The sequence below is a fragment of the Clostridium sp. ZBS15 genome (assembly GCF_023845705.1).
Taxonomy (GTDB): domain Bacteria; phylum Bacillota; class Clostridia; order Clostridiales; family Clostridiaceae; genus Clostridium; species Clostridium aquiflavi.
Genome location: NZ_JAMQHY010000043.1, coordinates 25755 through 47206, shown reverse-complemented (window position 1 = coordinate 47206; position 21452 = coordinate 25755). Strand labels below are relative to the sequence as shown.

Here is a 21452-nt window from a genome sequence, read left to right as displayed (position 1 = left end):
GTACTTATTATAAATTTACCTACTGTTATTTTTATTTAATATTTATCTCAGCCATTAATGGATAATGATCTGATGGATATTTATCATTAATATTATATTTTACTATTTCTACATCAATTATTTCAAACTCTTCTGATACAAAAATATAATCTATATGTGATCCCTTTTCTTTATTTTTAAAATGACCCATAGTAGCTTTATTATATAATGACTTATTCATATCTTGTACAGCTACAAGTCTTTTATTGAAAATATCTCCATTTATAAAATTCTTAATTAATTTACTATTAGGACTAGCGTTAAAATCTCCCATAATTATTAATGGAAGTTCTTCTTTTTCTTGTTCTTTCTTTATAAACTCTGCAATCTTTTTAAGTTCATATGCTCTTGCTTGTGGCAAAAGACAATCTAAATGCGAATTACAAACTCGTATTCTTTTCCCATTTTCTAATTCAATTATGACTGTTGTGCAGATTCTTGGAAGCATTGAATACCATCTTGATCTTCCTATCTTTTCTGGATTATCACATAGCCAAAATGTTTTATAATTATCTATCTTATGTTTTTTAGAAATCAAAATATCATTTCTCTCTGAAAACAACTTTTTACTTCTTGGATTGCCTACAATAGTATATGTATTGATATTATTATATATATCTTTAAACATTTTCTCAGTTACTTCTTGAGTACCTATAATATCACAATCATATTTATTTACTATATCAAACACTAAGTTTTTTCTCTCAGCCCATCTATTATTAAAATCTAAAATAAAATCACATCTCAAATTAAAAGTCATTACCTTCATAGCAATATCCTCTTTTCAGCTTGTTTTAAAAATTCATTTATTAAATTATTATCAACTTTGTTTTATCATTCTTTAATATATAGTATCTGTACTTTATTAAAAAAAGACCATCTTTATTATAAAAATAAAAGATAGTCTCTTTACAACCACATAGATTTCTTGCTAACAATTCTTATATTCGGTTGTGACACTTCAGCGTAGCACCAATACTGTCACATAACCGAAGGATCGATTTTTAATGTGCACAGTATTGGTAGCGTAGCGAATTGCGCGCAACCTAATGATGTGTGTCTGACAAATCTCCACCATGGCGCAACACCACAGTATAAAGGCCAAAAAATCTATGTTTTTTAATTTTCTTATTTATTAAATTATACCATATACAAAACCAAATTTCAACATTTTTTAACTTTTTTAATAAAATAATCTTATTGATTAAAATTATTTAATTAGTTATAATATAAAATATAATTCAATTGATATTGAATATCAATTGAATTATACATATTGTTTTTACAAAGGAGGGATTATATTGAATAATATTTTATTTGCTTTCTCATTAACTCTTTTTTCAGGATTATGTACAGGCATAGGAAGTGCTTTTGCTTTTTTCGCTAAAAAAACTAATACTAAATTTCTTTCTATAAGTCTTGGTTTTTCAGCGGGTGTTATGATTTATGTATCAATGATTGAAATATTTTTTAAAGCTAAAGATGCTCTTACAGAACAATTTGGAATAAAGATGGGTTCTTGGCTTACTGTAGTATCATTTTTTGGAGGAATGCTTACTATAGCACTTATTGATAAAGTTATTCCAGTTGGAGAAAATCCACATGATATATATAAAGTTGAAGACTTAAATGCAAATAAAGTTAATTCAAATAACAAACTTTTAAGAACAGGATTATTTACTGCAATAGCTATTGCAATTCATAATTTTCCTGAAGGGCTTGCAACATTTATTTCTGGCCTTCAATCTCCATCTATAGCAGTTCCAATAGCCGTAGCTATTGCAATTCATAATATACCAGAAGGTATCGCAGTATCAGTTCCTGTTTATTATGCTACTGGTAATAAGAAAAAAGCTTTTGTATATTCTTTTCTTTCTGGATTATCTGAACCTTTAGGAGCTATTATCGGATATTTAATCTTAATGCCTTTTATTAGTAATGCGGTATTAGGTATTATTTTTGGAGCAGTAGCTGGTATAATGGTTTTTATATCACTTGATGAACTTCTTCCCTCTGCAAGAGAATATGGGGAACATCATCTTTCAATATATGGACTAGTAGGCGGTATGATATTAATGGCTGTTAGCTTATTATTATTTCTATAAAATTTAGTCTAGTTCATATTTAAATTTAAAATTACACAGTTTATTAATTTTCTTAAGCATGTATAGGTATTATACGGTTATTTAAAATATAAATTAAATTTTATTCATTGAGCAAATTTTGAACTTTTAATAAGGCTATGTTTTAAGTGAATGTTGATATTTTAGTATAAGGGCGAACTGGCATTGGAATTTGCTTTTTAGAACTCTTAAGTGAGAATCTAAATTTTATATTTAGCTTTTCGAACTTACTCAGCGAAGTCGAGTTTCCTTTTAATATTTACAATTAATTGCTTGTCAACAATCTTTGATTGGGAACATGCATTAATTGGACTAAGCTTTATTTTAGAGTTCTTAAAGTAAATTCCTCTGTCCATGAGCTTTATACTACAATATCAACACTGTTTTAAAACATAGCCTTTAATAAAAGCAAAATCACCCCTAATGTGATTAACCTAATATATTATAATTTTTAAAACAACTTTATAACTAACTATTAATCAACTCCATTGCAGAATCAATAATAGCTTTGTATCTTTTTTCATTAACACTTTTTATCCATGATGTCATTCCTGATATTTCATTTATAACTTTACTAGATAATACTTCACCATTATTTTTATCTTTATTAGCATTGTAAATAGCAGCCCTTAATTTTTTAATCCATTTTTTAGGTACTCCAATTTCTTCGTTGTTTATTACAATACCTGTTATACATTGACAATTGTTTTTTCTTAAGAATTTCGTTTTATCCTTGTTTATATTAAAACCCTCTTCTTTAACAATCTTTGAAACTAATCCTATAAATCTGCCAATGTTTAATTCATAATCATCCCCATTAAAGCTAAAACTCATATCATCGGCATATCTTGTATAAGTAAAATTATATTTAGAAGAAAGTCCTTTTAATCTTTTGTCTAATTTTATACAAATTATATTTGTAATCATCGGACTTGCTGGTGAACCTTGTGGAAGAATTCTATTTGATGTCTTTATATATTTTTCTTCTCCTCTAACCTCTATCTTCATACGTTCGCAATATGTACAAATCATTGCTAACATAGATGCAATATATCCAGAATATCCAAAGGATTTAAACATTCCTCTTACTCTTTCAAATGTAATTGTTGGAAAGAAATCTTCAAGATCTATATTAATAAGCAATTCAGGTTGTTTAAAATGACTTTCTGCCGCCGAAACTACAGATTTTCCCTTTAAAAATCCATGAGCTTCATCACTAGTAGGAATTTTTAATAGAATGTCATCTAAAATTTTTCTTTGTGAATTCTTTAATACTGATTTTGGAGCTGCAATATTACGAACTCCTCCTCTTTTTTTGGGAATAGTGTATCTATAATAATGATCAACAGATACTACATCTCTATGATAAACTAAAAATCTCAGCTTTTTATATTCTATTCCTAGAAAACCAGCTAGTTCTTTGTCATCATTTATAATAGGTAAATCTTGTGCTAATAACTTTTCCTTATGAGTTTCTTTATCTTTAAGTAAACTAGAATATCCTTTTCCTATAAATACAATTTTATCTTCTTTTTCTTTTTTCCATTCCTCTGAGCGCTGTCTTTTTTCAAGTTCTCTTTGTTTTTTTCTTTCAGCACGCCTTGCAATAGATTCCTCCATAATAGTCTTAGATACATCCAATCTTATTTTCTCATAATCCCATGTTTCATCGTACTTTTTTTGAAGTTCTATTAATTTTGAATTTATCTTGTCTTTTTCTTCATATAAATTAGCAATTTCATCAATTACTTTTTCATATTTTTCTAATAGATTTTTTCTATTTTCATACTGTTCACTTGTTTCATTTTCTTGTCTTTCATAAGGGGTAGGTAGATTCTGTGGCCAAAACCCATATTCCTGCATCTTTATAAGGGTAAATTCCTTTTTACCCATTGCATTTACAGCTTCTCTATAATCTTTTCTATTATTTTCTTGGTTCTCCATCATAGTACCGTCTCCATAATATCATTAATTTTATATTCTTTATTTGGTTCTAATTTTAGCTTTAAAAATTTTGTAGAAATTAAATATAAAGCTAAAATATGTGAACAAGGAGCTGAAATATTTCTAGGTCCTTTATTAAAATCTCTACAGTCACATTTAACTTTTGAAAGTTGCCCTTCTTGATCTATTTTTATTAAAGTTTCTGTAAAATCAAATTCTCTATTAAAATCATCTGTCCTGTAATATTTCCACTTTTTATATTTAGGATTTGGCGTCTTTAACGAATGTTTAAATATAAACTCATTATCTTCTGTCATTATCACCCTAAAGTTATCCATTCCTTCATCTATATGTTCTTGGACCTTTAATTCCATAGGTGTTGTTTCATATAATTCTTTTGGAATTTCTTCATTACATAATCGTCTAAATCTTACAGAGTCATTTATTGCATCATAATAACCCTCTCCACGTCTTAAAAGCATACCTATTCCTGCTTTGTTTTCACTCTTTGAACTTTCAGTTAAATCTTCATAAATTTTATCTATTGAAGCAAAACGTTTTTCTTTTAATAATTCATAAACTTTATCGTAATTTCCTTCTCCAATAAATCCACCTAATATGTTAAATGCTGTCCCTTTTACCCAATCGTTAGAAGACCATGATGAGAAACCTATAGTCATCTTCATCGCTCCCATATCTCCTATAATAAATTGTGGCATTCCAAATCCAAGAAGTCTTACTTTAAAAGATTTAACTAAAGGAATTATCTTTTCTAAAACAAGCCAACGTCTTCTTCCCCATATTTTTTCTTCTCTTTTCTTTTCTCCATTATAAATTGAATTAAGAGTAAGAGTCTTTCCAAAAGGTTCAAAAATAATTTTAATTGGCTTACCAGGTTCTAATATCCACTTCATATATCTTGGACTTTCTTTTGCTTTATGTCTTCTTAAAAATGAACATATATCATACATATCTATTGGTGATAACTCAACATCCACTCCACCTAAACTGGCAGCTGAAGAAACTTGATTAAACCCCTTTATCCATGTCTCAGGAAGCTCTATTTTCTTTTCCATATGTTCAGGCATTACTCCGCTATCTACTCCAAAACCCTCTGGATTAACAGATAGATTTACATCACTATAGGTTCTAAATCTCTCAATTTCTTTAGCTAATTTAGCTGAAAAATCTATATTAGTTGTTCCTAAAGATGGTTTTTGTAGTAATTCAAATTCTTCCATATCAATTGATAAACATCCATATGTAGACTCATCTACAGAAAATGCTTCAAAAGATACTTGATCAGGATGAACTGTTATTACAGGATCTAAAACAAACCACAGGTCCATATCTCTATCTTTTATAAATTTCCAAAAGTCTTTTTCAATCTTATAATAATCTTTCCATATATCATGTTTATCAATTTCTTTTTTTAGATTGTTTTTAATATCAATTAAATTAAATATTTCTTTATTTTTATCCTCAATAGAATTTAATAATGTATTCATATCATTATTAAGACTATTTCTTATTTCTGGCAAATACTCATCATGTTTTAATATTCTTCTTTCAATTTCTTTGTCAAGCCACTCAAAGAATTCAACTCTTTCTTTCTTTTTTTGACTCATATCAGAAATAACAATTTCACGAAGCATAAGCATTGCATCTCTAAAAATAAGTGGATGCTTTAACTTACCTAAAAAAGATACTTTCTCATTTCTTGAAAGATCTGGACTAAGTCCCAAAACTGTTTCATTTCCTTTATTTAGACACATAGATGGACTTGCATATTCATACTTAACCTTCAAGAGACATCGCCCCCTTTCTTATTTTAGCTAATGCCATAAGTGCACGTTCTGAATCTACTATAATATTTGAACCTCCGATATCTAGTAACATATCTTCGATTTCATTTAATTTATTTTTATATTTAGTTGCAAATTTAGGTATAACCTCATATATACTGTCTTTGCTCTTAGAAATTCTATTAGGAAGAAATATCAATGTTTTTACATAATACATAAAAAGTTCCTCATCTCCATCACCTAAGTTTGCAAGTATCTCAGTTGTTTTATTAGAAATATATTCTTTTACTTCACTTGAAGTATGCTCTAACATTTGAATTATAAATTCTTTAGGAATTAAGTCGCTATATATCTCTTTTAATTTTTTAATTCCAAATAGATAAACTTTGTTTACTGGAGAATCGATTATTATTCCATGTAATTTCCTTTGTTCCTCATTAATCATATTCTCAAAAATTTCTTCTGCTTTTTTATTAAGTATAGTTATATCAGATTCAAACATAATTAATAGGGTAGAAAATCTTTTACTTAATGTTTCACTATTTCTTTCAATAATGCCAAACAATATCTTAATCATTTGCGCTGTAGCAGATTCTAATATACTTACTAATTGAGAATCCTTAGGTATCTCATTATTTTTTATTGATTCTAATAGAGAAACAACTTGTCTATTTCTTTCTGAAATTGCTTTTTGTGTATCTTTTATATTAACTCCATTAAGTAGGTTCTCTAATTCCTCATATGAAAGTGAAAAAATTGCTTCCTCTACAAATATCTCAGCCCACTCTGGCATACTAGATTTTTCAAAAATTGATGAAATAACATATGATATTAAATTCATCTTTTCATCATTAGATATGCCTTTAAGTTTATTAACTGAAAGTGAAAGCAAGTCTCTAATTTCTTTAGATAAAGTAACATTGGTCTTTCTAAATCTATCAGAATTACCTATAATTTCTTTCACAAAGTTTAAATACTCTTTTTCATTTAACGATAAAATGCTTTCCTTAAATAAGTTTATCCAATTATCAAGATCATTTAAAAACATGAAATTCACTATATCACTAGATTTAAATTTTCCATTAGTCCTTTCAAAAAAACTAATAGCAAGCTCATGAACATTTTCATTTTTACTATTGATTAAATCTATCATTAATTTTGAATCAAATTCATCTAGTTTATTTAACTTTTCTGTAAGAATGTTCATAAACATGTTGGCAAGTGGTTCATAAGAAACTAATGTTAAATCACTTAACTCTTTATATGACATATTATTTATAAGTTCATTAGTTCTTTCTGAGTCTTTTAAAATATAATAACATGCCTTAAATATTGGATTAATATTTGAATTTATAGCTATGTATAATACATCATCTAAGTGATTGTCCCATATTTCTTTCATAAATTCATATCGCCCTTGAAGTTTCATTAATTGATCATTTTGCATCCACTCACTTCTAGCTTGCCAATTATCCCAGCCTATTGGAGGTTTTTCTTTAAAATCATTATATAAATAATATTTTATAAAATCATTGAATTGAAAATTTCCTTTAAATTTACATACATAATCATGCTTTGTATAACTTGTTAGAAGAGATTTCATAGCTATTATAAATTTCTCTTCATCATTTTTTGCATAAGAATCCATAATTTTTCTTACATATCGCTTAAAGTATTTTAATTCTTTTCCTTTACCAGTACCTTTAAAATAATATGTTAATCTTGGTGAATCTAAATAATAAGCTATTTTACCAATAACATCTGCTAATCCATATGCTTCTGCTTCTTGAATTGTATTTTTAAATTCAATTGTATTTAACATTACTCCATCAGTGTAAAGTCCTACTTTATAACGCTGAGGAGATCTAGACTCTACCCACTCACCCTTTTCATAATCATATCTTCCATAGTATTCTTTTAAGAGCTCTTGAGCTGCATACTTTCTATAATGTGCTCCTTCAAGTACTTTATTGGAAGGAATATCTTTACCATTAATATGAATAAGATGTAAATCTATTTCTGATAAATGTGTACGTATAAAGCTTTCTCTTTTTTGTCTTAATTCTTCTGTTATTGTATTTACATATATTGTTACACATCGTTTTACACCTTTTGTATAATTTTCGCCGCCCCAATTTATATTTGATTTTAAAATATTTTTTGCTTCTTCTATTAATAATGAATTATTATATCTTGCAAACTCTAAGAATAAACCTGATATCATTTCAGTACTTCCAAGTTTTAAAAGTAAGTTGTAAATTTCCTTTGGTGGATTGCTTTCAATTAATTGAGATAATCTTTTTTTTCTCATATAAATATTTTTATTGCTAAACATATCATAAATAACTAAATAGTATTTATGATATTCTTCATCCAAATTTAAAACTTCATTAGGATGATTAGCTAATCTAAAATTAGGAAAACTTATATTTTTAGCTTGTACATTTTTCACGCAGTCTTCATATGATATTTCTTCAAAGTAAGGTAATACTATTTTATTTTCCTCTTCTAAGTTTTTGAATTCATTAACTAAATAATTTTCATCTCTTTTCCAATACCAACTATAATCAACTCCATTTTTATAATACATTCTAGGAAATTCTTCATCTTTATTCCTATTATAATATCCATCTTCTTGTATAATTTTTACTGATTCAAAAGATGGTAAATGTCCTTCACATCCATTAAATATAGCATAACTAGAATATTTAACTTCGTCTTCAAGAATACTAGTTACAGATTCTCCATCACTTTGAGTATTTTTAAACTCATGTTTTCCATAAAGTATAAGAAAACTTGGATTATTGTTATTATCCCATCCCCATAAAACTATGCTTCTTAAAGGATTATAATCCTTTTTCCATACTCGGTTTAATGTTTTAGTGTTTTTTATAGGACAATTTATGCTATCAACACTATCATTTAATTTTATTTGATTAACTTTATCTTCTTTTGATTTTAAGAAAGAAAAAACTGTATTTAAAAAGTTGTTTTCTTTAAACTTTGACATAACAGTAAACCACCTTAATCTTTTAATATTTTTAGACTATGTTTTAAATTTAATACAAAATATTAATTCCACATAATTCTTTTCAAACTATTTTATCACAGTTATGTTTAATATTAAATATTAATAATTTAAAATAAAAGACTATGTTTTAAATATGTGTTGATATATCCAATTATTCAGTCCACTTTTCTTATGCATATATCAGTACGCTGCTAAAACATAGACAAATAAAAAAATAACCTAACACATTTATTTTTTTACAAATGCATTAAGTTATTTTAATTGTGAATATATTTTAAGTTATTTGTTAGCCTTATTTTAAAATATTTTTAATCGTTTACAAAATAACTACATTTTAATATCCATATATTTTTCATTATCTATTCTAATATTCTCCAATTCATTGGTTATAGCTTTATCCATTGATTCTATATACCTTTCTATTTTTTTTGCTTTTTCTATATCTTTTATATTATTTATGCAAAAACTCAATATTTTTTTATATGCATCTCTTTGCACTTTAATTAATTTCCTATATTGTTTGTTATTTAAATCAACTACATCTACTTCATTCATAATACCTCACCCTCCTAAAAATATAATTCTACAAAAATTCTTATTATCCTTTTTTTGTAAATCAATATTATGATATTATAGGTATAATAAATAATATAAAAAAAACATAATAAACAAAAACACAACTAGAAAATATATAAAAACTTTAAATATTTTCCTGTGTTTTCTCTATTATGTCTCAACAGGTAAAAATCTTACTATATAATTTTTACTAATATGTCACTATTATACAACATTAGTCATATAATTCGATATGCTAAAACTTCATTAGCATTATGTATTACTTAATTCTCTTTTATTTTACTATATACTTCATGATATTTCAACATATTTTTTGAAAAAATATGCTTTTTTAGAAAATAAATAGGAATTTTCTTGATTAAATTCATCAAGAAAACTCCTATTATTCTTTATTATTTAATTTTTTCATCAAATTGCGACTATTAATTAAATTATTGAATCTTAAACTTAGAAATTTCTTCTCTTAATTTATCAATATGTTGTTTTGTTTTTGAAACTTCTTCAACAACTTCTACTGATTTATTATTAACATCACAAGTTCTATTTGCTATTCCAGCAGTTCCAGTTGCACCTTGTGACGATGCTTGTGATACTTCTTCAATTGACTGCATAATATTTCCCATAGAACACATCAGTTCTTCAGCAATAATACTAAATTTAGTAATTATATCACCTATTGTTTTAGCATCTTCATTGTATACATTAGCCACATTTAACATAGTTTTATAATCTTTATCTATATCTATAGATACAAATTTTAAAACTTCATTAGCACTACTTGAAAGATTATTTACGCTACCAGTAACTTTACTAGTTACTTCTTGTATTTCTAAAACAGTATGTTTTGATTGTTCAGCAAGCTTTCTAATTTCTTCAGCTACTACTGAAAATCCTTTTCCTGCATCTCCAGCTCTTGCAGCCTCTATTGCTGCATTTAATGCAAGCAAATTAGTTTGTTCTGTAATTTTCATAATAGCGTCAGATAAAATATTAATTTGATTAACTACCCCTGAAGATTCAATAGCTTCTTCAAGTTTTTCTTTAGTATTAATAAAAATATCATTTGCCTTCTTTTGAGATGCTATAACATTTTCTTTTGTTATATTAGCTCTATTACTAATTTCTTTTGCATTATTTGCACCTTCTTTTGACTTATCTGCAATAGATATAATTGCTTTTTCTATTTCTTTTGAAGTTGTAGTCATCTCATCTGTAGTAGCTGCTGTTTCTTCAACACTAGCTGTTAACTCTTCAGTTGCTGCAGATATATCTTCTAAATTAGAATTTAATACATTTACATCTTCTATAACATTATTAACTTCATTTTCTATAGAGTTTGATTCGCTTTTGATTTTACAAATTAAGTTTACTAATGCAGTTCTCATATCTTGAATGCCATTTATTATAACTCCAATTTCATCTTCTCTTTTAAGATACTTAGAATTTACTTCTATCATAAAATTACCTTTACCAATTTCGGCTAAATAATTTGCAGCTTCTTTGATAGGATTAGTAATTTTCTTTACATTTTTAATAATTATCACACTTATAGCTAGTACCATAATTACAGCTATACATAAAAATACAATGTTAGTTTGTATCATATTTTGTTTTAATTCTTTTTCTGAAATAAGAGCTGCCAGATTCCATTCTGTACCTTCAACTCCCTTAGAATTTACAAAATATTTTTCTCCACCAATATTAACATTAAATTGCTTAGAATCTCCTTTTAATAAATTATCTAAATTCTCTATATTTACATCTTTTATGTTTTTAAAATTATTTTCTTCATTGTTTCCATCCGCCATGATTGTTCCATTTTTATGAACAATCATAAAAAATCCAGTTTTTCCAGTCTTCATATTATTTAATATGTTACTTATAGAAGACTGTTCAACATCAATCCCCACAGCACCAATAACGTTTCCATCAGTATCTTTAACAATTCTGGCATTGCTTGTAATCATTGTATTAGTAGTATCTATGTACGGTTCTGTCCTTTTAATTTCTCCGTTACCATCAATAGCAAGTTTATACCACTGTCTTATTGTAGGATCATATTTTTCCGGTATATATGTTTCTGGCCAATTAATATATCCACCATCTTTTGTAGCTAAATAAATATATTTAGTTTCTGGATGACTTGCAGCGTATTGATCGAAAACTTCATATATTTCCTGTTCAATTCCTCCATTTATGGAAGGTGTCATGTCAACTTTAGTGCTATTGTCTTTATATTTAGTAATAGTTGCATCACCTTTCATTACAATAGGATTTGTGGCCATCATATTAATGTTAGCATCAACTTGATTGTAGAAATTATTAATTGCACTTGATACAATGTTCATTTGTTCATTGGAGTTATTAATGTACTCACTTTTAGCTTGTACACTTATTCTATAAGAAATAAAAGTCATCATTATTACCAAAAACAAACAAATCATTCCTACTGACAGTTGTAAAAATCTAGTTTGTATACTTCTATATTTTTTCATAATTATATACTCTCCTTCCATATATGTAAAATTAAGTTTTAATATCCCAGCTTTCGTTAATATTATATATAATCACATTATTCATTTTTAATATTTTGATATAAGCTGTAATTGAAACCGTATTAAATAATATTACTTTAAGTATATATTATCAAACATTAAAATTCAACAATATTTGACATATTATGTTATTATTATAAAAAAACTCCCCTTCAATATTAATTTATTAAAAGGAAGTTTTTTGTTATTTAAATATTTTTAGATTAAGAATTTTAATACAAATATTATTCCTATTACTACTGTAGCTAAAGTTATATCTTTTATTTTTCCTGTAAATAATTTTAATAGTATGTATGAAACAACTCCAAATACGATACCATCTGATATACTATAAGATAACGGCATCATAATTATAGTTAAAAATGCTGGTATAGCTTCTGTAAAATCTGAAATATTTATTTCTTTTATTGGCTCAATCATAAATAATCCAACTAATACTAATGCTGAACAAGTGACTGCTGGAGTAATTGAAGCAAATATAGGTGCAAAAAATAATGATAATCCAAACATTATAGCTGTAGATACTGCTGTTAATCCTGTTCTTCCACCTTCCGCAACTCCTGAGGCACTTTCTACAAATGTACTTACTGTACTTGTACCAACACATGCTCCAAACGTAGTTCCTATTGCATCTGCAAAAAGAGCTTTCTTTATATTTGGAACTTTTCCATTTTCATCCAACATTTTTGCTTTTGTTGTTACTCCAACTAAAGTTCCTATTGTATCAAACATATCCATAAATAATAATGTAAATAAAGCAACTACCATATCTAAAGAAAATATATTATTCCACTCAAATTTAAAGAAAACTGAACTAATTGATGGTGGTACACTCATTATACTAGTAGGTGTTGGAGTAATTCCAAAAGGAATTCCTATTACAGCTGTAGCAATCATTCCAATAAATAATGCACCTTTAATATTCCTTGCTAAAAGAATACCTGTAATTACGATACCTATTATTGCAAGTAGTGCTGTTCCACTTGTTATATTCCCAAGTGCAAGAATTGTTGAATTATCTTCAGGGTGAACTATAATTCCTGCCCCTTCAAAACCTATCAGTGCAATAAATAAACCAATACCAACTGAAATTGCTTTTTTTATATTTTCTGGTATTGAATCAACAATAGCTTCACGCACATTGAATAAGGTTAATAAAATAAATATAATACCTTCTAAAAGTACTGCTGTTAATGCAAATTGATATGAATATCCCATACCAAGAACTATTGTAAATGCAAAAAATGCATTTAACCCCATACCTGGTGCTTGAGCAAATGGTAATTTGGCATATAAACCCATTATCAAAGTTGCAACTACTGCTGATAGTGCTGTAGCAGTAAACACTGCTCCACTATCCATTCCGGCTGCTGATAATATAGTTGGATTTACTATTAATATGTACGCCATAGTCATAAAGGTAGTAATACCTGCTATAATTTCTGTCTTAACATTTGTATTTTTTTCAGTAAGTCCGAAATAGTTATCTAACATTCCATTCTTTTCAAATAATTTCTTCATAAAACCACTCTTTCGTAAATCTTTTTTTCCACCTGAACTATAATAAGTTATTTTTCGATATATTGCAACACTTTTGTGAATATTTTACGATATTTTAGTACTTATTTTCGGTTTTTATGATGTTTATACGAATATTAATGTATATCTATCTTTCTCATTATTCGTTTTTTATTTTTGAAATCATTATAATTTTCTATTTTTTATAGTTAATTTTTTAATAATTAATCTATATTATAGATAGATAATCTTAAATTCCAAATATAGGTTGATCAATATTTCTCTTATAAATACCTTTTGTACCATTTAATATATAATATGAAGATATCAAGCCAAAAATATTTCCTAAATTAATATCTATATTAGGTCTAAGTGAATAAGTAATTTCTCCATTAATATATTTTTTATATAATTTATTGTATTTAATAAATCCTATTTCTGTGGTCATTGATCTTGAAATTAAACCAAGATAAACTGATTGTAATGCTGGAATATCAGGATTAGGTAACTCCTTTGAATTTACTCCCTTATTATATTTACTATAAATTAACTCAATACCTTCTAGTGTTGATATATAAGAAAGTATGTTTGCATATATAGATATTGTTTGAGCACATTTTTGTGTATCTAATAATCTTAATAATTCTATATCATCTTCAGTGAAATTTTTTGTGCTATTAGTTTTTGTATATTCATTATATTTTCTACTATTATGAGAGTTATTATGTTTATAATTTGAATTTTGTTTCAACTCCTTTCAACTCCTTTACTTTATTGGCTTTAATTTATAATACAAAACTTGATTTTCAGTGAAAATTTCTTAAACTGTTAAGATTTGAATTATATTAATATATGCTCATATATTAATAGTTCTACATTGTGATATATTTAGATATGATTGCTATAGTAATTATATGAATCTCAAAATAATTTAATGATAAATCTTATAATATTATAAGATTCTATCTCCTCATATATAATTTTCTTTAATTAACCCATAACTTTAAAACTGCAACTTATATTTATAATACAATTTTTGATAATTAAAGAGTGCTAAAATAAGTATAATACTCTCTTAAATTATTGCTAGCAAAATAATTTAATATGAGAATATTATACTTATTATAATCTTATATGTTTACAAAAACTTAATTCTATAACATATATTTATATAAGTTTTGATTACTATGATAATTAATATATAGATTTAGAATTAACAAATTCTTCAGCTATTTTATCTGGATTATCAACTTCATTAAATAAAGCAATTGAATAACAAACATCATTTTCTTTCCAAATATATACTAAACAATAATTATACTCATTGCTTTCTTCGTATTTAAATACCTCATTATTATTAATGTTTAATTTTTTTACATTAATCTTTTTAGGTATATTATCTTCTGTATTTTCATTAATAAAATATTCATTTTTCTTTATATCATCATAAAACTTTAAATCTTTTTTAGCTGTAAAAGTAATTCTCAAATTTTTACCAACATAAAAATTATTCATTTCGTAATTTATAATATTGTTTTCTATATCAGAATCTCCTGTTATCCCAACTCCTGACCCAGTTATTTTTATATCTTTATCTACTTTTAATGGAAATTTAGGATTAAATCCAAGAATTTTTTCAGCTTTCTCTAAGTCTCCTTTATCATATATACTCATTACTCCTATTTCTGTTGAAACTTCTCTTGTTGGATAGTAATTTACGTTTTTTATATCTTCTGAATACTTCAAAGATTTTGCTATTTTAAATATATTATCTTTATCAATACTTGTCCATTGATTAATTTCATCTTCATTTTTACATTGCTTATTATAATTTAAGATATAACATATACCAGAATCTTTCCACACAAAATATCTATTTATTTCCTTCATTTCTTTGATCACAATATCAATATCTTCTATTTTTCTTTCTGGAGAAGTAATTGTAACAGTAACCTCTTCTCCATGAATTCCATTAAAGTCTACTAAATTTCTTTCACTTTCTACTTTAAACTCTTCTTGTAGTGCACGTAAGCTTTCTGATTTTTTTATTATCTCTATTGGATCTGATACTCCTGTGATTAATGAAAATTCATTGTTTCTTTCATTGTTATTATCAAAAAACATTTGTACTGCATTTTCTTTATCAGACACTTTTATGACTTGAAATCCAGCTCCAACTTCATTTCCATCTAAAATATAATCTGGTACTTTGAATTTAAATCCTGCTATTTCTTGTGCTTTTTTAATATCATCATAAGCTTTTACAGGTGCATCAATTAAAAATTTAGAATTTTCTTCTTTATTAGATGTTATTTTTGAAACATTATCATTATCAAATCCTTTTACTTGAATACTGTTTGTAAATATTGCTATTGTAGCTACTAAACAACTTAATATAGCAACTGTTGATATTTTATATGAACCTTTTTTAAAGTCTTTTATCATTTTAATTCTCCTTTTTATTTGGTTATTATTTTCAAAACAAATTAGCAATCTAGATTGCTCTTTTTTATTAAAAAACATTCTTGAAAAATCTATAAGCGTTATACCATAATCTATTCTTTCTTTTTCTTCAAGGCACTCTAAAACACATGCATCACAAGCATATTCTCTATACAACTTCATTTTATTTATAGCAATCCATACTAAAGGATTAAACCAATGTATACAAAGAGCTACTATACTAAGAAAGTTATAATATAAGTCTTTTCTTTTATAGTGCATAAGCTCATGTAATAGACTATAGGATAGTTTATTGTAATCTTCCATTTTCAAAACATATTGTGGTATATAAATTTTAGGCTTTAAAATTCCAAATATTCCAGGACTTTTTATTCCATCATATATAAAAATTTGAATTTTTGAATTTATATTTAACTTATCTTTTAAATTGTTGATTATAGATTTAATTTTAAAATCTTTATATATTTCTAAAGGTATAATTTTTCTTTTAAATCTCATTAAAGATAATATGAATGTTAAGCTTAAAACGATTATCCCTATAATCCAAATTAAAGAAGCTATCTTTATAAAATTAGAAATCCATATTTGTTTATTTATAGATTCTTCTTTATTTTTTTCATAATCATTAATTTTTTCTATCTTCTTTGTATCATTATTGTAATTATTATATCCTATGGAAATTTCTCTATTTTTACCTGAGGTATCTAATATCATTTCCTGTAAACTATTTGTATATTTATCACTAAAAATATCAAATAAATTTATATTTACCTCTGGAATTACAGGCACAAGAAGTCTTAACATTACTAAAATCCACAATCCATGTTTAATCCGCACACTAATATGATTATTAAACATTTTTAAAATCAGAATTATTATTAAAATAATAATAGATGCTGTTAAAGATGTTTGAAAAAACCATAAAAAAACCTTTTCTAAACTCCCCATAAAAATATACCCCTTCTCGTTATCTAGTTAAAAATCTTTTATATTGATTTTTTCTTTTTTTTCTTTAAGAATTTTCTCTAATTCTTCAATTTCATCAATAGATAGATTCTCCTCTTCTAAGAAGCTACTAAAAAGAATATTTAAAGCTCCATCATATACTTTTTTAATAAAAGATTTATTTTCAAACTTCATACAATCTCCCTCAGAAATTAAAGGATAGTAATTATATACTCTACCATCTTTTTTAAAACCTATAACCCCTTTTTTTATAAGTCTTGTTATAAAAGTTTTTATAGTTTGTTTTGACCAACTCATTTTTAAACTCAACGCTTCTATTATTTCTTCAGATGTTAAAGGATTTGTTTTCCATAAAGTTTTCATTACTTCCCATTCAGCTTCTGATATTTTAGGAATTTCACTCAAAAAGTACATCTCCTTTCTTTTAAATCTACAAATGTAAATTATTAATTTAAGTCTACACTTGTAGATTTATAATGTCAAGAATATTTTTACATTTATTCCAATTTCAATTGTTTTTTCATTTTATCACTTATAATTTTTAAAAACATTATTAAAAATGTACTATCCTCATTTTTTTATTTAGATATTAAATCTTTATCCTCTACCTAAATCTTACCTTAAATAAAACTTATTATTTATGTTTATAAAATATATGAATAAGCACATATATAATAACTATGCTTCCTATTAACCTTAATATTGATAATATAAAATTCTCCAGATTGAATTTTTTCATTACTTTTTCATCCTCTCAGACTTCTTACAAAAGTTTAATCTCTCTCTCTCTCTTAAGTATAATATATTGTTTGCTATATATTTATACTTAAATATATTAAGCTTATTTAAATCTACAACTCTAATCTACATTTTATCCATCTTTCTGATGAGATTGTATGTAATAAAAATTTAGTATATAAATTAAAAACCACTTAAATATCTTTTAAAATATTTAAGTGATTTTTAATTAAATCTTATTTAAAATATTGTTCTCCATATCCATAATGTTCAACAACATAATCAATATCTTTATCACCACGTCCACTTAAGCAAACTAAAATAGACCCTTGTTTCATTTCTTTAGCTTTTTTCATTGCATATGCAACAGCATGTGAACTTTCAATTGCTGGTATAATTCCTTCATATCTTGATAATTTAAAGAATGCTTCCATAGCCTCTTCATCATTTATAACTTTATAATCTACTCGTCCTAATTCTCTTAAAAATGCATGTTCAGGACCAACTGATGGATAATCAAGACCACTAGCTATAGAATATACTGGTGCTGGTTCACCATTTTTATCTTTTAGCATTATGCTTTCAAATCCATGCATAACGCCTTTTTCCCCATACTTCATAGAGGCAGCATGGTCTCCTAATTTTTCACCTCTACCTAATGGCTCTATTCCTATTATTTCAACTGGTTCCTCTAAAAAAGGTATAAACATTCCAGCAGCATTACTTCCCCCACCTACACAAGCTGTAACTACATCTGGTAAAAAACCTGTCATTTCCTTAAATTGATCTTTAGCTTCATAACCAACAACAGCTTGAAAATCTCTTACCATAAGTGGAAATGGATGTGGACCTAATGCTGATCCTATACAGTAAATTGAATCCTTATAATTTTTAGCATATGAATCAAAAGCAGAATCCACAGCTTCTTTTAAAGTTTTTAAACCATGTGTTACCGGAACAACTTTAGCTCCTAATATTTTCATCCTAGTTACATTTGGCGCTTGCTTTGCAATATCAACTTCTCCCATATGAATTTCACATTCCAATCCAAAAAATGCAGCAGCTGTTGCAAGCGCCACACCATGTTGTCCTGCTCCTGTTTCTGCAATCAAACGCTTTTTCCCCATAAATTTAGCAAGTAATCCTTCACCCATACAATGATTTAATTTGTGTGCACCTGTATGATTTAAATCTTCTCTTTTTAAATAAATTTGACAATTCCCTATTGCTCTAGATAGTCTTTCGCAATGATAAACTGGTGTAGGTCTACCTTGAAATTCTTTACGGATTCTTCTAAGTTCATTAATAAACTGTGAAGAATGACAAATCGTTTGATATGCATCAGCAATCTCCTCAAAAGCTGGAATTAGTTCAGCTGTTAAGTATGCCCCACCGTATTGACCAAAACGACCATTTTTATCTGGATACTTCTTTAAATATGTTCGAAAATCCATTTACAATCCCCCTTATATGCTTTAAGTTTAAATTTACCTATTTAAACATTTACATATAAAATTATACTATATATACTTTTTATTTACAATTTTCTCTCATATTACTATCTATATTCATTCTTAAGTATTTATCATCTATATCTCTAATAAATTTAGAAGGCATACCATGTGATGTTAAAAATAATTTTTCAGTAGCTCTTGTCATTCCAACATAAAGTAACTTCCTTTCTCTAAATTCTAGCATGTCCATATCCTCTTCTTCATTTTTAACTGGACATAGTGGCATTACTTTAGCATTTAGACCTGCAATTATAACAACTTTAAATTCAAGTCCTTTTACAGAGTGCATAGTTACAAGTTTTACCTCATCTTCTGAAAAGTTTATTTCATCATTATCATTAAAAATTGAGCATGGTATATCATAAGCTTGTAAGCATTTCCTAAATTCTTTTAACTGTTTTTTTAATCTAGCAATTATTACTATATCTTTTAATTTATATCCTTCTTTGAGAGTTTCATTTATTAAATTTACTATATATATACATTCTTCAAATTTACTTTCAAAATTTTCATAGGTTGGATAATCACCTTGCTTGTCTATCAAATTAGGTTTAACTAAGTTGTCATTTTGTAGTAAATCTTTATGAATATCAATTAAACTGAATGCTGCCTCAGCTATTTGAGCCGTTGTTCTATAATTCTTACTTAATAAATTAGATTTACCAGTCATATCATATCCTAAGCTGGCAAATGAACGATTTTTTATTAACCAAGCTTGATGGTATATACTTTGAGCTGCATCTGAAATAAATGTTATACTGGAATACGGTTTTTTATCATACAAAGCCTTTAAAAATTCTAATTCAACTCTAGTTAAATCTTGACTTTCATCTATTAAAATATGAGTATACTTTTCAATAGGATATTGTTTTGCTTGATTTAATGCTAATAGTGCCATATCTTGAAAATCAACTTTATTTATATTCTGTAAATTACTATTATATTTTAACAAGACCTCAAATATTGCTCTTCTCTTTTCTGAATTTTTTCTAAGTTTTTGAGGACCATCATTATTTATATTACTTATTCTTCCTATTCTATCAACCAACTGATATTCCTCAAGATCTATATAATTACATGCTTTTATCCACATAATCTCTTCTTTAATAAACTGAAGATACTTAGAATCTATGATTTTTACATCTTTATATATATTACCAATAAAATTTATAGCATTAATTAGTTCACATTTACATTCTTTACGCGAAGCAAGGTCTATATTTATATTATTCTGTTTTTTATATTCATTGAAATAATCAAAAAGTATATCGTCTATTCTTTTAATGTATAACTTCAAACTGTTGTCCTCATCAAATAGATTTACCTGAACATTAACCTTATCTTTGACTTTATCATATATATTTGATACATATTGTTTTAGTGATTTATTATAAGTTACCATAAGTACTTTGTCATCTTTAAGTGGACAATAATGTCTTAATAATAGTGGAATTTTATTTACTGCAACAGTAGTTTTCCCAGAACCTGCTACCCCTTTTATTAATGAATGACCATTTGGTTTATTTGCAATTATTCTTTTTTGTTCTATATTAAGTTGCATTTCTACCCCTCTTTATCTAATTATTTCTATTTTTTGGAAATTTCATATACTAATTGTACTATATTATGTAACGCTATGTAAAGTTTTGATTCACTGTGAATTGAAAGAAAAAATTATTTATATCTAAATATATTTTTCTACACAAAAATAACCCTGTTAAATAGATTTTATGGCAGCACTTTTACTGCATCTACTTAACAAGGATTATTTTATTATTAGGCTATGTTTTAAATTAGTTTTATAATAAAATTATATCTTTTTAACAAATTCAGACTTTAATTGCATAGCTCCAAATCCATCAATTTTGCAATCAATATTATGATCTCCATCAACTAAACGTATATTTTTAACTTTTGTTCCTATCTTTATAGATGATGAGCTTCCCTTTACTTTAAGATCTTTAATTACTGTTACAGAATCACCATCATTTAATATATTTCCATTAGCATCTTTAACTAAAGTTTCTTCTGCAGCTTGTTTTTCTGATTCTAAAGTCCATTCATAAGAACATTCTGGGCAAATAAATAGATTTCCATCTTCATAAGTATATTCTGAATTACACTTTGGACAATTTGGTAAAGTATTCATAAAATTCATTTCCTCCATTGTTTATTAATTT

The 21452-nt window shown here is 26.1% G+C and carries 14 protein-coding genes; 1 reads left to right on the top strand and 13 read right to left on the bottom strand.

Features of this window, described 5'->3' with window-relative positions:
- Positions 1-31: 31 nt before the first annotated feature.
- Positions 32-808 (bottom strand): endonuclease/exonuclease/phosphatase family protein, encoded by a 777-nt coding sequence (locus NG904_RS13275; RefSeq protein ID WP_252231958.1) that lies wholly within the window; start codon positions 806-808, stop codon positions 32-34.
- Between the two features lie 532 nt (positions 809-1340).
- Here NG904_RS13275 and zupT point away from each other — a divergent pair.
- Positions 1341-2144 (top strand): zinc transporter ZupT, encoded by an 804-nt coding sequence (gene zupT, locus NG904_RS13270; RefSeq protein WP_252231956.1) that lies wholly within the window; start codon positions 1341-1343, stop codon positions 2142-2144.
- 486 nt (positions 2145-2630) lie between these two features.
- Here the strand turns inward: zupT and NG904_RS13265 are convergent, their stop codons facing one another.
- The 12 genes from NG904_RS13265 to NG904_RS13210 all read right to left on the bottom strand — a co-directional run bounded on the left by NG904_RS13265 (position 2631) and on the right by NG904_RS13210 (position 21421).
- Positions 2631-4109, bottom strand: coding sequence for a reverse transcriptase family protein (locus tag NG904_RS13265; protein ID WP_252231954.1), 1479 nt, complete (start codon positions 4107-4109; stop codon positions 2631-2633).
- On the bottom strand, positions 4106-5914 hold the full coding sequence (locus NG904_RS13260) for an SWIM zinc finger family protein (RefSeq protein WP_252231952.1): 1809 nt from the start codon (positions 5912-5914) through the stop codon (positions 4106-4108). The genes NG904_RS13265 and NG904_RS13260 overlap by 4 nt, the downstream gene beginning before the upstream one ends.
- Positions 5904-8921, bottom strand: a complete 3018-nt coding sequence (locus tag NG904_RS13255) for a hypothetical protein (RefSeq protein WP_252231950.1) — start codon at positions 8919-8921, stop codon at positions 5904-5906. Before NG904_RS13255 ends, NG904_RS13260 begins: the two co-directional genes overlap by 11 nt.
- Before the next feature lie 348 nt (positions 8922-9269).
- Entirely contained in the window at positions 9270-9497 is a 228-nt protein-coding gene (locus NG904_RS13250) for a hypothetical protein (protein ID WP_252212171.1), read from the bottom strand.
- Positions 9498-9949: 452 nt separating this feature from the next.
- Positions 9950-12013, bottom strand: coding sequence for a methyl-accepting chemotaxis protein (locus tag NG904_RS13245; RefSeq protein WP_252231948.1), 2064 nt, complete (start codon positions 12011-12013; stop codon positions 9950-9952).
- Positions 12014-12271: 258 nt separating this feature from the next.
- On the bottom strand, positions 12272-13594 hold the full coding sequence (locus NG904_RS13240; protein ID WP_252231946.1) for an NCS2 family permease: 1323 nt from the start codon (positions 13592-13594) through the stop codon (positions 12272-12274).
- A gap of 247 nt (positions 13595-13841) precedes the next feature.
- Entirely contained in the window at positions 13842-14342 is a 501-nt protein-coding gene (locus NG904_RS13235; protein ID WP_252231943.1) for a hypothetical protein, read from the bottom strand.
- A 443-nt stretch (positions 14343-14785) separates the two neighbouring features.
- Positions 14786-17002 carry a M56 family metallopeptidase gene (locus NG904_RS13230; RefSeq protein WP_252231941.1) on the bottom strand — a complete coding sequence of 739 codons (2217 nt, stop codon included), beginning with the start codon at positions 17000-17002 and terminating at the stop codon, positions 14786-14788.
- 27 nt (positions 17003-17029) lie between these two features.
- Positions 17030-17425: a BlaI/MecI/CopY family transcriptional regulator gene (locus NG904_RS13225; protein ID WP_252227027.1), complete on the bottom strand. Its 396-nt coding sequence runs from the start codon at positions 17423-17425 to the stop codon at positions 17030-17032.
- Positions 17426-17994: 569 nt separating this feature from the next.
- The gene (trpB, locus tag NG904_RS13220) at positions 17995-19212 is read right to left on the bottom strand and encodes a tryptophan synthase subunit beta (protein ID WP_252231939.1); all 1218 of its coding nucleotides are present in this window, start codon (positions 19210-19212) and stop codon (positions 17995-17997) included.
- 79 nt (positions 19213-19291) lie between these two features.
- The gene (locus NG904_RS13215; protein ID WP_252231937.1) at positions 19292-20833 is read right to left on the bottom strand and encodes a 3'-5' exonuclease; all 1542 of its coding nucleotides are present in this window, start codon (positions 20831-20833) and stop codon (positions 19292-19294) included.
- Between the two features lie 249 nt (positions 20834-21082).
- Positions 21083-21421 (bottom strand): zinc ribbon domain-containing protein YjdM, encoded by a 339-nt coding sequence (locus NG904_RS13210; RefSeq protein WP_252212163.1) that lies wholly within the window; start codon positions 21419-21421, stop codon positions 21083-21085.
- Between the last annotated feature and the right edge of the window lie 31 nt (positions 21422-21452).

Bases quoted from the DNA above. Each gene is read 5' to 3' on its own strand.
- trpB (WP_252231939.1), bottom strand. From the start codon at position 19,212: ATGGATTTTCGAACATATTTAAAGAAGTATCCAGATAAAAATGGTCGT.
- NG904_RS13240 (WP_252231946.1), bottom strand. From the start codon at position 13,594: ATGAAGAAATTATTTGAAAAGAATGGAATGTTAGATAACTATTTCGGA.
- NG904_RS13245 (WP_252231948.1), bottom strand. From the start codon at position 12,013: ATGAAAAAATATAGAAGTATACAAACTAGATTTTTACAACTGTCAGTA.
- NG904_RS13230 (WP_252231941.1), bottom strand. From the start codon at position 17,002: ATGGGGAGTTTAGAAAAGGTTTTTTTATGGTTTTTTCAAACATCTTTA.
- NG904_RS13275 (WP_252231958.1), bottom strand. From the start codon at position 808: ATGAAGGTAATGACTTTTAATTTGAGATGTGATTTTATTTTAGATTTT.
- NG904_RS13215 (WP_252231937.1), bottom strand. From the start codon at position 20,833: ATGCAACTTAATATAGAACAAAAAAGAATAATTGCAAATAAACCAAAT.
- NG904_RS13265 (WP_252231954.1), bottom strand. From the start codon at position 4,109: ATGATGGAGAACCAAGAAAATAATAGAAAAGATTATAGAGAAGCTGTA.
- NG904_RS13210 (WP_252212163.1), bottom strand. From the start codon at position 21,421: ATGAATACTTTACCAAATTGTCCAAAGTGTAATTCAGAATATACTTAT.
- NG904_RS13255 (WP_252231950.1), bottom strand. From the start codon at position 8,921: ATGTCAAAGTTTAAAGAAAACAACTTTTTAAATACAGTTTTTTCTTTC.
- NG904_RS13250 (WP_252212171.1), bottom strand. From the start codon at position 9,497: ATGAATGAAGTAGATGTAGTTGATTTAAATAACAAACAATATAGGAAA.